The organism is Arthrobacter sp. CP30 (assembly GCF_053470025.1).
The window spans coordinates 1-502 of sequence record NZ_JBQEMM010000054.1 but is presented as its reverse complement, the minus strand read 5'-3'; the positions used below and the strand labels follow the sequence as shown (position 1 = coordinate 502).

Here is a 502-nt window from a genome sequence, read left to right as displayed (position 1 = left end):
GCCGCGAACCTCGTCGGCCCCGGCTGCGCCGGCTACGCCGAGCAGGTCCCCTCCGGCGACGGCTCCGTCGAAGGCATGTCCCTGCTCCCCGTCGCCAACGCCGCAGGCGCCAACCCCATCCTCACCCAGCTCACCGCAGCCGTCTCCGGCGGCATCAACCCCGACGTCAACCTCGTCGACACCCTCAACGGCGACGAATTCACCGTCTTCGCACCCGTCGACGACGCCTTCGCAGCCCTCCCCGCCGAGACCGTCGAAGGCCTCAAGACCGACACCGAGGGCCTCACCAGCATCCTCACCTACCACGTCGTCCCCGGCAAGATCCAGCCCACCGAGCTCGAAGGCACCACCCAGACCACCGTCCAGGGCGCCGACCTCGAGATCACCGGATCCGGCCAGGAACTGAAGGTCAACGACGCCAACGTCATCTGCGGCGGCGTCCAGACCGCCAACGCCGTCGTCTACCTCATCGACGCCGTCCTCACGCCCCCCGCCGCCGGCT

Annotated in this window: 1 protein-coding gene; it reads left to right on the top strand. The window is 69.9% G+C overall.

The features are described from left to right. On the top strand, nucleotides 1–502 hold a 502-nt coding region (locus tag ACTIMO_RS17295; protein ID WP_448183224.1), incomplete at both ends, for a fasciclin domain-containing protein.